Annotated in this window: 10 protein-coding genes; 7 read left to right on the top strand and 3 right to left on the bottom strand. The window is 70.4% G+C overall.

The window, feature by feature from the left end; translation table 11 throughout:
• The first annotated feature begins 25 nt into the window (after positions 1-25).
• Entirely contained in the window at positions 26-1,315 is a 1,290-nt protein-coding gene (locus C1703_RS30715) for a ribonuclease D (RefSeq protein ID WP_114255883.1), read from the top strand.
• 70 nt (positions 1,316-1,385) lie between these two features.
• Here C1703_RS30715 and C1703_RS30710 read toward each other — a convergent pair whose 3' ends face one another.
• From C1703_RS30710 to C1703_RS30700, 3 genes are read right to left on the bottom strand one after another with little or no spacing between them, the layout of a single operon-like run.
• Positions 1,386-2,216 carry a carbohydrate ABC transporter permease gene (locus C1703_RS30710; RefSeq protein WP_114255882.1) on the bottom strand — a complete coding sequence of 277 codons (831 nt, stop codon included), beginning with the start codon at positions 2,214-2,216 and terminating at the stop codon, positions 1,386-1,388.
• The gene (locus tag C1703_RS30705) at positions 2,213-3,166 is read right to left on the bottom strand and encodes a sugar ABC transporter permease (RefSeq protein ID WP_114255881.1); all 954 of its coding nucleotides are present in this window, start codon (positions 3,164-3,166) and stop codon (positions 2,213-2,215) included. The genes C1703_RS30710 and C1703_RS30705 overlap by 4 nt, the downstream gene beginning before the upstream one ends.
• Positions 3,166-4,479, bottom strand: a complete 1,314-nt coding sequence (locus tag C1703_RS30700; RefSeq protein WP_198678315.1) for an ABC transporter substrate-binding protein — start codon at positions 4,477-4,479, stop codon at positions 3,166-3,168. Before C1703_RS30700 ends, C1703_RS30705 begins: the two co-directional genes overlap by 1 nt.
• A gap of 163 nt (positions 4,480-4,642) precedes the next feature.
• On the opposite strand from C1703_RS30700, the gene C1703_RS30695 reads away from it, so the two are divergent.
• From C1703_RS30695 to C1703_RS30670, 6 genes are all read left to right on the top strand, one after another.
• A complete protein-coding gene (locus C1703_RS30695; protein ID WP_114255879.1) occupies positions 4,643-7,015 on the top strand; it encodes a glycoside hydrolase family 2 protein in 2,373 nt (790 codons plus the stop codon).
• The gene (locus tag C1703_RS30690) at positions 7,012-8,058 is read left to right on the top strand and encodes a LacI family DNA-binding transcriptional regulator (protein ID WP_114255878.1); all 1,047 of its coding nucleotides are present in this window, start codon (positions 7,012-7,014) and stop codon (positions 8,056-8,058) included. The genes C1703_RS30695 and C1703_RS30690 overlap by 4 nt, the downstream gene beginning before the upstream one ends.
• Before the next feature lie 100 nt (positions 8,059-8,158).
• On the top strand, positions 8,159-9,376 hold the full coding sequence (locus C1703_RS30685) for an acetyl-CoA C-acyltransferase (RefSeq protein WP_114255877.1): 1,218 nt from the start codon (positions 8,159-8,161) through the stop codon (positions 9,374-9,376).
• Complete coding sequence (locus C1703_RS30680; protein WP_114255876.1) at positions 9,373-11,502, top strand: 3-hydroxyacyl-CoA dehydrogenase NAD-binding domain-containing protein; 2,130 nt, start codon at positions 9,373-9,375, stop codon at positions 11,500-11,502. Before C1703_RS30685 ends, C1703_RS30680 begins: the two co-directional genes overlap by 4 nt.
• A gap of 162 nt (positions 11,503-11,664) precedes the next feature.
• Positions 11,665-13,116 (top strand): cellulose binding domain-containing protein, encoded by a 1,452-nt coding sequence (locus tag C1703_RS30675; RefSeq protein WP_114255875.1) that lies wholly within the window; start codon positions 11,665-11,667, stop codon positions 13,114-13,116.
• A 17-nt stretch (positions 13,117-13,133) separates the two neighbouring features.
• Entirely contained in the window at positions 13,134-14,558 is a 1,425-nt protein-coding gene (locus C1703_RS30670) for a polysaccharide deacetylase family protein (protein WP_232840632.1), read from the top strand.
• The last annotated feature ends 25 nt before the right edge of the window (positions 14,559-14,583 follow it).

The following is a 14,583-nucleotide window of genomic DNA, read 5'->3' as shown; positions in this document are numbered from 1 at the left end:
GTCCATACATGGATACCCTTGACAGGTGACCGACGCCCACGACACCGCAGCAGACAGCTCACTGCGAACCACCGGAGGCGCCCCTCCGGACGACGGCGGATCTTCTGCTACGGAGGCGCCGATCCCCTTGTTGGAGCCGCGTGAGGGCATTCCGCCCGTGATCGCGGACGAGGCCGCCCTGGCCCGGACGATCGCCGCCTTCGAGGCGGGTTCCGGCCCCGTCGCCGTCGACGCCGAGCGGGCGTCCGGCTACCGCTACGGCCAGCGCGCCTACCTCGTGCAGCTGCGCCGCGAAGGCGCCGGGACGGCGCTGATCGACCCCGTGGCCTGCCCCGACCTGTCCGCGCTGGGCGAGGCCCTGTCCGGCGTCGAGTGGGTGCTGCACGCCGCCACCCAGGACCTGCCCTGCCTGCGCGAGATAGGCATGGTGCCGACGCGGCTGTTCGACACGGAGCTGGCCGGGCGGCTCGCCGGGTTCCCCCGGGTCGGGCTCGGCGCGATGGTCGAGAGCGTGCTGGGCTTCGTCCTGGAGAAGGGGCACTCCGCCGTCGACTGGTCCACCCGGCCGCTGCCCGAGCCCTGGCTGCGGTACGCGGCGCTGGACGTCGAGCTGCTCGTCGACCTGCGCGACGCGCTGGAGAAGGAGCTGGACCGGCAGGGCAAGCTGGAGTGGGCCCGGCAGGAGTTCGACGCGATCGCCTCGGCCCCGCCGCCCGAGCCCCGCAAGGACCCCTGGCGGCGCACGTCCGGCATGCACAAGGTGCGCCGGCGGCGGCAGCTGGCCGTCGTGCGGGAGCTGTGGCAGACCCGGGACCGGATCGCGCAGCGGCGGGACGTCTCGCCGGGCAAGGTGCTCGGGGACGCGGCCATCGTGGAGGCCGCGCTGGCCCTGCCGGCCAATGTGCACGCGCTGGCCGCGCTGAACGGGTTCGGGCACCGGATGGGCAAGCGGCAGCTGGAGCAGTGGCAGGCGGCGGTGGACCGGGCGAAGGGGCTGAGCGAGGCGCAGTTGCCGCAGCCGGGGCAGCCGGTGGCGGGACCGCCGCCGCCGCGGGCCTGGGCGGACAAGGATCCCGCGGCGGCGGCTCGGCTCTCCGCGGCGCGGGCGGCGGTTTCGGCTCTGGCCGAGGCGCTCAACATGCCGCAGGAGAATCTGATCGCGCCGGACACCGTGCGGCGGGTGTGCTGGGAGCCGCCGGCGGTGGTGGACGCGGAGTCCGTCGCGGAGGCGCTGGCCGGTCATGGGGCCCGGGGCTGGCAGGTCGAGCAGGTCACGCCTGTTCTGGTGACTGCTCTGTCCGCCAAGGCGCCGTAGGGGGTCTTCCCGTGCGGCGGGTGCGGGTGGTTTTGGGCTGGTCGCGCGGTTGCCCGCGCCCCTCAGGTCCTCACCTGGTGGCTCCTCGAGTGAAGCCGTTGTAGATGTAGCGCTGGAGGCACAGGAAGACGATCAAGGTGGGGAGGATCACCAGGATCGCTCCCGCCGAGATGGTTTCCCAGTGGGCGCCGAAGGGGCCCTTGAAGCGGAACAGGGACGTCGAGATCACGCCAAGATCTTCCGACGGCATGTAGAGGAACGGAATGTAGAAGTCGTTGTAGGTGGTGATGCCCTTGACGATCACCACCGTCGCGACCGCCGGCCGCAGCAAGGGGAAGATGATCTTGCGGTAGATCGTGAACGCGTTGGCGCCGTCCAGGCGGGCCGCCTCGTCCAGCGAGGTCGGGATGGAGCGGACGAACTGCAGGAAGATGTAGATCGAGACGATGTCCGTGCCCATGTAGAGGGCGATCGGCGCCCAGAGGCTGTCGAACATCCCGAAGCTGTTGACGATCTGGAAGGTCGCCACCTGCGTGGTGACGCCGGGGACCAGCGCGGCGACCAGGAACAGCGCCACGACCAGCTTCCGGAAGCGGAAGGTGAACCGGTCGATCGCGTACGCCGTCATCGAGCCGATGAGGACCGTGCCGCCGATGGCGAAGAGCAGGATCACCGCCGTGTTGGCGAACGCCGTGAGCATCCGGCCGTCCTGGAACGCCGTGACGTAGTTGCCGAAGTTCAGCGGGTCGTCGGGGAGCGCGAGGGCGCCGCTGTCGTCCGCCATCTCCCGCTCGGACTTCAGGGACGTCAGGAGCACGGCGGCCAGCGGGAGCAGGACCACCACCGTCGCGGCGATCAGGGACAGGTACACCAGGGCACGGGCGACTGCGCGGCGTGTCATGCGAGGTCCATCCTCTTGTCGTCGGCGGAGTCGGGTACGAGGCGGCGCTGCACCCAGGTCACCGCCAGGACGATCAGCAGCAGCACGATCGCGGCCGCCGAGGCGAGCCCCGTCTTGTTGAACTGGAAGGCCAGCTTCACGGTCTGGATCACGAAGGTCTCCGTGCCGGTCGCGCCGCCGGTCATGATGTACGGGATCTCGAAGACCGACAGGGAGCCCGAGATCGACAGGATCACGGTGAGGGACAGCACCGGCTTGATGCCCGGCGCGATGATGTGGCGGAACTGGTGCCAGCGGTTCGCGCCGTCCAGTTCGGCCGCCTCGTACAGCTCCCCGGGGATGGACTGGATGGCGCCCAGGAAGAGGACGAAGTTCAGGCCGAGGTAGCGCCAGACCGAGACGGCGGCGAGGGAGGTGTTCGCCGACTCCGGGGTGCCCAGCCACGCGCGGTCCGTCTCCACGCCGAACAGGCCCAGCACCGAGTCGAGGGTGCCGCCGTCCTGGAAGAAGTAGAGGAAGACGAAGCCGATCGCGACCCCGTTGATCAGGTACGGGAAGAACAGCACGCCCTTGAAGAAGTTCCGGAAGCGGACGTTGAAGCTCAGGATCGTCGCGAAGTACAGCGCGGCGACGATCTGGACGACCGAGGCGACCAGGTAGTAGCCGCTGACCCAGAAGACCTCGAACAGGTCGGGGCGGGTGAAGAGTTCGGTGTAGTTCTCGGCTCCCGTGTAGCGCAGCTCGGGGCTCACGCCGTCCCAGTCGGTGAAGCTGTACGCGACCATGTTGGCGATCGGCGCGTAGGTGAAGACGATCAGGAGTGTGAGCGGGGCCAGCAGGAAGAGCCAGGGGGTGGCCCCGCGCCACAGACGCGCCCGGCGCGGGGCGGGGGCGGCGGCCCCCGGCCCCGCGGCGGTCTTCACGGACGCCGTCTCGGTCGTGCTCGCCATCAGTACCCCAGCGACTTCTGGGTCTCGGTCCACTTCTCACCGAGGCCGTCCAGGTAGTCGTCCGGGTCGCCCTTCCTGGCGCCGCGGGCCATGTCGACGAGTTCCTTGCGGTAGTCGGGCGTGTTGATGCCGACCTCGGACTGGTTCTCGAGGGTCTTCAGCTCGGCGCCCTTGCTGTCGTCGAGGTCGAGGAACTTGACGCCCGCCTCCTCGTACGGCTTCAGGACGTCGGGCAGCGGGCCGTCCTTGAGCGGCGACAGCGCCAGGTTGTCCTCGGCGTAGCCGGACTTGTCGGTGAACCAGTCGATCCAGGCGCGGGCGGCTTCCTTGTGGTCGGAGTGGATGTTGACGGCCTGCTGGTAGTCGGGCGACGTCACCGCGCAGAACGTGCCGTCCTTCTGGGCGGGGAAGGGCATGAACCCGATGTCGTCCGGGTCGGCGCCGGCCTGCTTCGCCGCGCCCCGCATCTGGATGACGGCCCAGGAGCCGAGCCACATGGTGGCGATCTCGCCCTTGGCCAGCTTGGGCTTGGACGCCTCCCAGTTGGTGGTCGTCGGGTCCTTCTCGGAGAGCCCCTCGTGCACGATGTCGTACAGCAGGCTGTCCGCCACCCGCAGTTCGCCGCCCTCGGCCCAGGGGTTGCCCTCGACCCATCTGGTGGTGGCCTGCTCGTCGCAGCTCACCGAGCCCTTGACCCCGGTCCACTGGCTGAGCGGCCAGCCGTCCTTGAAGTTGGTGTAGTAGGGGACCGCGTCGGTCTTCGCCTTGATGGCCTTGAGGCCGGCGAGGAACTCGGCCGGTGTCGTGGGCCAGTCGGTGACCCCGGCCCGGCTCCACACCTTCTTGTTGTAGATGAACCCCGGGACCGCGCCGAGCGGGCTCTGGCCGTAGACCTTGCCGTCGACGGCCGTGTAGTCGGTGAAGCGGTACTTCTTGCTCCGCTCCTCTCTGCCGCCCAAGGAGGCGAAGAACTTGGGGTAGTCCTTCTTCTCGATCACCGCGGGGATCATGAGGACGTCCCCGTAGTTCTCCGTGTTCATACGGATCTTGACTTCGCCCTCGTAGTCGGTGATGCCGTCGAACTCGACCTTCACCTTGGGGTACGTCTTGTTGAACTCGGCGACGTACTTCTTCATCGTCCCGTCCTGCACGAGGTCGGTCCGGTGGGTGAGGACGGTGATGGTCCCGCTGACCTTGGCGGGGTCGTCGGGCGCCTCGGCGTCGGCGCCCTTGGTGGCGCCCCCGCTTCCGGTGCAGCCGGAAGCCAGCAGGGCGGCCCCCACGGCGAGGGCCAGGACGATACGGCGGTTCATGTGCATCAGCTCCGTTCGCGGAGAGGAACTCGGGACGGACGAGCACGTGCGGTATGGCTGGTTCGGCACTCTGACAGCGCTTTCTCAACCGGTAAAGTCCCATTCCCGCCAAGGATGCGAAACCCGTACACGGCTCTTCACTACACCGGTTAAGGGAGTGGGCATGCTGGAGGCCACACCGCTCGGCGACGGATGGATCCTGCGGCACGGGTCGGAGACGCTGCCGGCCTCGGTGCCGGGCTGCGTGCACACCGACCTGATGGCGGCCGGGGTGATCCCGGACCCCTTCCTGGGCCGGAACGAGACGGACGTGGCCTGGGTGGGGCGCCGGGACTGGACGTACGAGCGGGAGCTGCCCGCCCCGTCGTCCGCGCAGGAGCAGACCGACCTGGTCTTCGACGGGCTCGACACCGTCGCCGAGATCTCCCTGGACGGGCGGCTGCTGGGCACGGTGCGGAACATGCACCGCTCCTACCGGTTCGACGTGACGGGCCTTTTCGGGCGGCTGTCGGTGCGGTTCGTCTCCGCGTACGCCGAGGCCGAGGCCGTCCGGGGACGCCTGGGCGAACGGCCCGCCGCCTATGCCGAGCCCTACCAGTACCTGCGCAAGATGGCCTGCTCCTTCGGCTGGGACTGGGGGCCGACCCTGGTGACGGCCGGGATCTGGCGTCCGGTGCGCCTGGAGCGCTGGTCGACGGCCCGGATCGCCCGGGTGCGGCCCCTGGTGAGCGTCGCGGAGGGCACCGGGGTCGTCGAGCTGGCCGTCGAGGTCGAGCGGACCCGGGTCGAGGCGCCGCTCGCCGTGGAGGCGACCGTCGCCGGGGTGCGGGCCCGCGCGGAGATCGAGGGGGCGGGCGGGACCGTACGGCTGCGGGTGCCCGACCCGGAGCTGTGGTGGCCGCGCGGCTACGGCGGACAGCCGCTGTACGACGTGGAGTTGACCCTGCTGCACGGGGACGACGCGCTGGACGTGTGGCGGCGGCGGATCGGCTTCCGCACCGTGGAGCTGGACCGGCGGCCCGACGCGCACGGCACCGGCTTCACCCTCGTCGTCAACGGCGAGCGGCTCTTCGCGCGGGGCGTCAACTGGATCCCCGACGACGTCTTCCCGTCCCGGATCACCCGCGCGCGCTACCGGGAGCGGCTGGAGCAGGCCGCCGGCGCCGGTGTGGACCTCGTCCGGATCTGGGGCGGCGGGATCTACGAGAGCGAGGACTTCTACGACGCCTGCGACGAGCTGGGGCTGCTGGTCTGGCAGGACTTCCCGTTCGCGTGCGCGGCCTACCCGGAGGAGCAGCCGCTGCGCGGTGAGGTGGAGGCCGAGGCGCGGGAGAACGTCGTACGGCTGATGCCGCATCCCTCGCTGGTGCTGTGGAACGGCAACAACGAGAACCTGTGGGGGTTCCGGGACTGGGGGTGGGAGCCGAGGCTGGCCGGGGACTCCTGGGGCGAGGGCTACTACCTGGGCGTGCTGCCGCGGGTGGTGGCCGAGTTGGACCCGACCCGGCCGTACACGGCGGGCAGTCCGTGGTCCGGGTCGTGGCGGCACCATCCGAACGACCCGGCGCACGGCACGCACCACTCCTGGGAGGTGTGGAACCGGGAGGACCACGCCGACTACCGGCTGAGCGTGCCGCGGTTCGTCGCCGAGTTCGGCTGGCAGGCCCCGCCCGCGTACGCCACGCTGCGCCGCGCCCTGCCCGGGGAGGAGCTCGCGCCGGACTCCCCCGGCATGCTGCACCACCAGAAGGCGGACGACGGCAACGGGAAGCTGGCGCGCGGGCTGGCCCGGCACTTCGCCGTGCCGGACGGGGACTTCGACCGGTGGCACTACCTGACGCAGGTCAACCAGGCGCGTGCGGTCGCGGCCGGGATCGAGCACTGGCGCGCGCACTGGCCGGTGTGCGCGGGCACGGTCGTCTGGCAGCTCAACGACTGCTGGCCGGTGACCTCCTGGGCGGCGATCGACGGGGACGGGCGGGAGAAGCCGCTGTACCACGAGCTGAAGCGGCTGTACGCGGACCGGTTGCTGACGCTGCACCCGCGCGACGGCGCGCTGGAGGTGGCCGCCGTCAACCAGGGCGCCGAGGACTGGACGGGGACGCTGACCCTGCGCCGGATGTCCGTCGGGGGCGAGGCGCTGGCACGGGGCGAGGTGGAACTGTCGGCCGGGAGGCGGAGCGTGGCGCGGGTCGGGGTGCCGGGCGAGCTGGCGCCCGCCGGGCCGAAGGAGTTCCTGGTCGCGGACCTGGACGGGCTGCGGGCGCTGCACTTCCCGGTGCCCGACCGCGAAGTCGCCTACCCGCGGCCGGAGTTCGAGGTGGCCCTCGCCCCGGGCGGGATCAGAGTGACCGCCCACACGCTGGTACGGGACCTGCTCCTGCAGGCCGACCGGCTGGATCCGGCGGCGCGGGCCGACCGGGGCCTGGTCACGCTGCTGCCGGGCGAAGAGGTGACCATCGGGGTGCGCGGCTGGCGGGCTCCGGATCCGGAGGCCGCCCGATCGGCCCTGTACTGCGTGGAGCCCACCCGATGACGGCGGCGCCGGCCCCCCGCGTCACCATCAAGGACGTCGCCGCCCGGGCCGGGGTGTCCAAGGGAGCCGTGTCGCTCGCCTTCAACCACAAGCCGGGGCTGTCCGAGGCGACCCGGGACCGGATCTTCCGGGCGGCGCGGGAGCTGGGCTGGGCGCCGAACCTCACGGCACGGACGCTGGCCGGGTCGCGCGTGGACGTGGTGGGGCTCGCGGTGTGCCGGCCGGCGCGGGCGCTGGGCCTGGAGCCCTGGTACATGGAGTTCGTCTCGGGCGTGGAGAGCGTGCTGGCCGAGCACTCCTGCTCGCTGCTGCTGAGGCTCGTGCGGAGCCTGGACGAGGAGGTGGGCGTCCAGGGGGCGTGGTGGAGGGGGCGGCAGGTCGGCGGGTCGATCCTGGTCGACTTCCGGGCCGACGACCCCCGGGTGGACCTGGTGCGGCGGCTGGGGCTGCCCGCGGTCGCCGTCGGGCACCCGTCGCTGACCGGGGGGCTGACCTCTGTGTGGACCGACGACGCCACGGCCGTGACGGAGGCGGTGCGGTACCTGGCCGCGCTCGGGCACCGGCGGATCGCCCGGGTGGGCGGGGCGGCGGACCTCGGGCACACGGCCATCCGGACGGCGGCGTTCGACGAGGCCGCGGGGGCGCTGGCGCTGGCCGGGGCGTGGCAGGTGGCGACGGACTTCTCGGGGGACGCGGGGGCGCGGGCGACACGGTCGCTGCTGACGGCCGCGCCGCCGGACCGGCCGACGGCGATCGTGTACGACAACGACATCATGGCGGTGGCCGGGCTGTCGGTGGCGGCGGAGATGGGGCTGCGGGTGCCGGAGGACGTGTCGCTGCTGGCGTGGGACGACTCGCAGCTGTGCCGGCTGACGCATCCGACGCTGTCCGCGATGAGCCATGATGTGCACGGGTTCGGGGCAGAGGTCGCCCGGACCCTGTTCTCGGTGATCACGGCGGGCGGTGAGGCCGAGTCGCATCCCGTGCCCACGCCCGTGCTGACGCCCCGGGGGTCCACTGCCCCGCCCGGCATTCGTGTGTGACCTTCACCGCTTGGGGCCACGGGACTGGGCAGCTACGTTACTCATAAGTAGCATGGGGTGAGCAAGCGCTCAGCGTCCTGGACCCTGGAGGAGAGCCATCGTGCCTCGTACCGTCAGGGACGTCGTCTTCGTCGACGGCGTCCGCACCCCGTTCGGCAAGGCGGGCCCGAAGGGCATCTACCACGAGACCCGTGCCGACGACCTCGTCGTGAAGGCGATCCGGGAGCTGCTGCGCCGCAACCCCGGTCTCGACCCGAAGAAGATCGACGAGGTCGCCATCGCCGCGACCACGCAGATCGGCGACCAGGGCCTGACCATCGGCCGCACGGCGGGCATCCTCGCCGGGCTGCCGCAGTCCGTGCCCGGTTACTCCATCGACCGCATGTGCGCCGGCGCGCTGACCGCCGTCACCACGGTGGCCGGTTCCGTCGCCTTCGGCGCGTACGACATCGCCATCGCCGGTGGTGTCGAGCACATGGGCCGCCACCCCATGGGTGAGGGCGTCGACCCGAACCCGCGGTTCGTCTCCGAGAAGCTGGTCGACGAGTCGGCCCTGTTCATGGGCATGACCGCGGAGAACCTGCACGACCGGTACCCGCAGATCACCAAGCTGCGCGCCGACGAGTACGCGGTGCGCTCCCAGGAGAAGGCCGCCAAGGCGTACGCCAACGGCAAGATCCAGGCCGACCTGGTGCCGATCTCCGTGCGCCGCACCAACCCGGAGGGCGGGGAGACGGGCTGGGGCCTGGTCACCGCCGACGAGCCGATGCGCCCGGGCACGACCCTGGAGAACCTCCAGGGCCTCAAGACCCCGTTCCGCGTGCACGGCCGGGTCACCGCCGGCAACGCGGCCGGTCTGAACGACGGCGCCACCGCCTCCCTCATCGCCTCCGAGGAGTTCGCGCGGGAGAACGACCTCCCCGTGAAGATGCGCCTGGTCTCCTACTCCTTCGCGGGCGTGGAGCCGGAGGTCATGGGCTACGGTCCGATCCCGGCGACGGAGAAGGCGCTGGCCCAGGCCGGCCTGTCGATCTCCGACATCGGCCTGTTCGAGATCAACGAGGCCTTCGCCGTCCAGGTCCTGGCCTTCCTCGACCACTACGGCATCGCCGACGACGACGAGCGCGTCAACCAGTACGGCGGCGCCATCGCCTTCGGCCATCCGCTGGCCTCCTCCGGCGTCCGCCTGATGACGCAGCTGGCCCGCCAGTTCGAGGAGCAGCCGCACGTCCGCTACGGCCTGACCACCATGTGCGTCGGCTTCGGCATGGGCGCGACGGTCATCTGGGAGAACCCGCACTTCGAGGGGGACAAGTGAGCACCACCGCCGAGCTTCTCAAGCAGGCTTCCGAGCTGTTCCCGGACGAGGTCGTCACGAGTGCGCACGTACGCCACTTCGACCTCCCCCTGGGTGCGGGCCGTTTCGCCCTGATCACCCTGGACAACGGCCACGACCACACCAAGCCGACCACCTTCGGCCCGGCCTCGCTGGCGAACCTGAACACCGCCATCGACCAGGTCGAGAAGGAGGCGGCGGACGGCGAGATCGTCGGCGTCGGCATCACCGGCAAACCGTTCATCTTCGCGGTCGGCGCCGACCTCAAGGGCGTGGAGATCCTCAAGGAGTACGAGCACGCGCTCGCCATCGGCAAGGGCGGCCACGAGGTCTTCAAGCGGCTGTCCGAGCTGGCCGTGCCGACCTTCGCGTACTACAACGGCGCCGCGATGGGCGGCGGTGTCGAGGTCGGTCTGCACTGCACCTACCGCACCGTCTCCGCGGCCGTGCCGGCGTTCTCCCTGCCCGAGGTCTTCCTCGGCCTGGTCCCGGGCTGGGGCGGCTGCACGCTGCTGCCGAACCTGATCGGACCCGAGAAGGCCGTCTCGGTGATCATCGAGAACAGCCTCAACCAGAACAAGCAGCTCAAGGGCAAGCAGGTCTACGAGCTCGGGATCGCCGACGCGATCTTCGAGGGCGCGGACTTCCTGGAGCAGTCGCTGATCTGGACCGCGACCGTCCTCAAGGGCGAGCTGAAGATCGAGCGCCCGGTGATCGACCGTGGCGAGGCCTGGGACCAGGCCGTCGCCAAGGGCCGCTTCATCGCCGACTCCAAGGTGCACGGCGCCGCCCCGGCCGCCTACCGCGCCCTGGACATCATCGCCGCCGCCAAGAACGGCGACCTCCAGCAGGGCTACGACGCCGAGGACAAGGCGCTCGCCGACCTCATCATGGGCGGCGAACTGCGCGCCGGCATCTACGCCTTCAACCTGGTGCAGAAGCGCGGCAAGCGCCCCGCCGGCGCCCCGGACAAGTCCCTGGCCCGCCCGGTCACCAAGGTCGGTGTCGTCGGCGCCGGTCTGATGGCCTCCCAGCTCGCGCTGCTGTTCCTGCGTCGCCTGGAGGTGCCGGTCGTGCTGACCGACATCGACCAGGAGCGCGTCGACAAGGGTGTGGGCTACGTCCACGCCGAGATCGACAAGCTGCTCGGCAAGGGCCGCATCAACCAGGACAAGGCCAACCGCCTCAAGGCGCTGGTGACCGGTGTCCTGGACAAGGCCGAGGGCTTCGCGGACGCGGACTTCGTCATCGAGGCCGTGTTCGAGGAGATGGGCGTCAAGCAGAAGGTGTTCGCGGAGGTCGAGGCGGTCGCCCCGGCGCACGCGATCCTCGCCACCAACACCTCCTCGCTGTCGGTGTCGGAGATGGCGTCGAAGCTGAAGCACCCCGAGCGGGTCGTCGGCTTCCACTTCTTCAACCCGGTCGCCGTGCTGCCGCTGCTGGAGATCGTCCGCGGTGAGCAGACCGACGATGCCTCCCTCGCCACGGCGTTCGGCGTCGCCAAGAAGCTGAAGAAGACCGCGGTCCTCGTGAAGGACGCCCCGGCGTTCGTCGTGAACCGCATCCTGACCCGCTTCATGGGCGAGATCCAGAACATCATCGACGAGGGCACGCCGGTCGAGGTCGCCGAGAAGGGCGTCGAGCCGCTCGGTCTGCCGATGTCGCCGCTGGTCCTGCTGGAGCTGGTCGGCCCGGCGATCGGCCTGCACGTCTCCGAGACGCTCAACAGGGCGTTCCCGGACCGCTTCACGGTCTCCCCGAACCTCAAGGCGGTCGTCGAGGCGGGCAAGCGCGGCTTCTACGTCTACGACAGCGGCAAGCCCGAGCTGGACCCCGAGGTCGCCGCGCTGCTGAAGCAGGGCGACAGCGTCCTGACGGAGGAGCAGGTCCGCGAGCGCGTCCTGGACGCGGTGGCGCAGGAGATCGGGCTCATGCTCGACGAGGGCGTCGTCGCCGAGGCGCAGGACATCGACCTCTGCCTCATCACGGGCGCCGGCTGGCCCTTCCACCTGGGCGGCATCACGCCGTACCTGGACCGCGAGGGTGTCTCCGAGCGCGTGAACGGCAAGAAGTTCCTGGCTCCGGGCGTCGCGAGCGTCCCGGCGTAACGCGTTACCCCTGAGGGGGGTGGGGCGTGCGGTAACAATCCGCACACCCGCCCCCCTTTGTGCATGCCGCCACGGATAGGATCCTCACACAATCCGACCATTGTTTACCTGGCTCTGACGCTCTCCACCAGAGACCGCCGGATGTCCTCGAAGGAGTCTTCCGTGGCGTCATCCCGTCGCCGAACACCCCGACGCCGGGTCTGGCCCAAGATCAGGCTCCTGCTCCTCGTGGCCGTGGTCGCGGCCGGCGGCACCGCCCTGTATCCCGTGTGGAAGGCCGCGAACCCGGACCCGCCCGAGCTGACGGTCCGCTACCGGACCGACACCCCGGCCACGGCCGCGGCGGCCAAGCCGTCGCTGGAGGTCTTCAACGACACGGACAAGCCCCTGCCGTTGAGCGAGGTGTCGCTCCGGTACTGGTTCACCGCCGACGGCGCCGACAGCCCCTCGTCGTACGCCTTCAACTGCGTCAACGCCGTCTTCGGCTGCTCGAACGTCGCCGGGCGGGTCGTCGCGATGGACCAGCCCACCGACACCGCCGACCACTACCTGGAGCTGCGGTTCACCGAGGGCGCCGGCGACCTGAAGCCCGGCGCCAACAGCAAGGGCATCGACGTCCAGCTGTTCCGCACCGACCACAAGAAGCTGGAGCAGTCCGACGACCGCTCCTTCGACGCCGAGATGACGTCCTACAAGGCGGCCGAGAAGGTCACCGCGTACAAGCGGGGCGTCCTCGCCTGGGGCGAGGAGCCGGACGGCACGAAGGCGAGCGACGAGAAGAAGGCGACGGCGAAGGCCTCCGCGCCCGACCCCCTGCCCGCCCCGCCGGCCGGGGTGCTGTTCGACGACTTCGCCTACCAGGGCCCCAAGGACCCCGCCCTGTTCAAGCACGGCTGGCTGGTCCGCACCAGCAAGGGCGGCCCCGGCATCGAGAACACCTGGTCGGCGGAAGGCGTCAGCTTCCCCACCGCCGAGGGCTCCCACGCGGACGGCCAGGTGCTCAACCTGCGGGCGAGCACGGACGGCACCGAGGCCGGGACCAAGCAGGCGAGCCTCGGCACGGCCGCGGCCAAGTTCCGCGACGGCACGTACGCGGCCCGCATCCACCTCAGCGACAAGCCGGCCACCGGTGACAGCGGCGACCACGTCAACCAGACCTTCTACACCATCGGCGGCAAGGGCTCGAAGTACAGCGAGCTGGACAACGAGTACATGCCGAACGGCGGCTGGGGCCGGCCCGGGCCCAAGCTCGACACGGTGACCTGGTACGACCACAAGACGAACGACCGCGTCTACGAGACCACGAACAAGAGCCTCGACGCCTGGCACACCATGTTGATCAGGGTCGAGGACGGGGTCGTCGCCTACTGGCTCGACGGCAAGAAGCTCTTCGTCAGCAGCGGGAAGTACGCCCCGCGCGCGGACATGTCCGTGAACTTCAACCACTGGTTCATCGATCTGCCGTTCAAGGGGGAACGCGCCTGGGACATGAAGGTCGACTGGCTGTACTACAACGCGAACGAAACGCTGTCGGCGAAGGAAGTCCAGTCCCAGATCGAGGGCTTCACGAACGACGGCATGCACTACTTCGACACGGTCCGGGGGTCCCGGTGAGGAAGAAACAACCAGTGGTGAGCCGGCGCAGGGCGCTGCTCCTGGGCGGAACGGGCGGGGCCGCCCTGGCGGGCGGGGGTGCCTGGCTGGGGAACGTGGCGGCGCAGCCGGCCGCAGCCGAGGCGGTCGAGGCCGCCATCGGCGGACTGACCACCCCGCCGGCCTACGCCCCGTCGGGCCGCCGCCCCAAGTACCGCCGGGCCAGTTGGTCCCAGCAGTTCCAGTCCGGCCACGGCTGGACCCCGGGGGGCGCGGGCACCGCGTCGGCCGAGGCGAACGACAAGTCCGTCTTCGTCCGCGGCACCCAGTCGGTCCGGGTGACCACCAACGGCACCGGCAAGCAGTCGTACGTCCGTAAGACCGGCCTGCCCGCGATGAGCCTGAGCGGCAAGATGATCCGCCTGGTCTTCCGCGTCGACGACGTGACGAACCTGGCCAAGATGGTGTTCTACCTGGGCAGCGGCTCCCTCGCGAACCACTTCTCCTGGGCCTTCCACGCGCACTCCAAGACGGCGGCCAACTACGTCCAGTCCGGGGAGTGGGTGACCGTCCACCTCCAGTGGGCGGACGTCAGCGGTGCGGCCGGCACGTACTCCATCGGCGCCGACGGCAAGCCGTCCACGAAGACCGGATTCACCGACCTGTCGTTCGCCGTGTACGACAACGCGGGCGGCCCGGTCACCTACCGCCTCCAGGCCGTGGAGCTGATCCCGGACACCGTCTCGGTCTTCCCCAAGGGCGTCGTCTCCATCACCTTCGACGACTCCCACAAGTCCATCCACGACCTGGCCCGGCCGGTCATGGACCGCTTCGGCTTCCCCGGCACGGTCTACAACATCGCCGACGCCATCGGCACCGGCAGCTTCCTGACCGTGGGCCAGATGCGGTCCATGCAGGACTTCTCCGGCTGGGAGATGGCGGGCCACTCGTACGCGAACGCCGTCCACACGGCCAGCTACCCCAAGCTCACCGCCGAGCAGGCCGACGACGACTTCCGCAAGCTGCGCGAGTGGCTGGTGTCCAACGGCTTCACCAGCGAGCACTTCGCCTATCCGCACGGGGCGTTCCAGAAGACGACCGACGGCGTCCCGGTCGACCAGATCGCGAGCCGGCACTTCACCACGGCCCGCTCGATCATCTCCGAGACCATCGAGTCCTTCGCCCCGGCGATGCCCTACCGCCTCAAGGCGCTGACCGGCATCAACGACGGCACGGGCATCGGCGGCACGGCACTGTCGAAGCTGACGGGCGCGGGCGGCCGGCTCGACCGCTGCGTGAACAGCGGCGACTGGCTGATCCTCTGCCTGCACAAGGTCGTCGACGGCGCCCCCGCGACGAGCACCGAGATCGGCAAGGCGGGCCTGGAGACGCTGATGAAGGCGATCGACGACCGGGACATCCCGGTGCTGACGGTCGAGGAGGCGATGGCCTCCTACACCTGAGGCCCGGCCACACGAACACGCACGA

Source organism: Streptomyces sp. Go-475, from assembly GCF_003330845.1.
In the GTDB taxonomy this organism is placed as follows: Bacteria; Actinomycetota; Actinomycetes; order Streptomycetales; family Streptomycetaceae; genus Streptomyces.
This window is presented reverse-complemented; position numbering and strand designations above follow the sequence as displayed.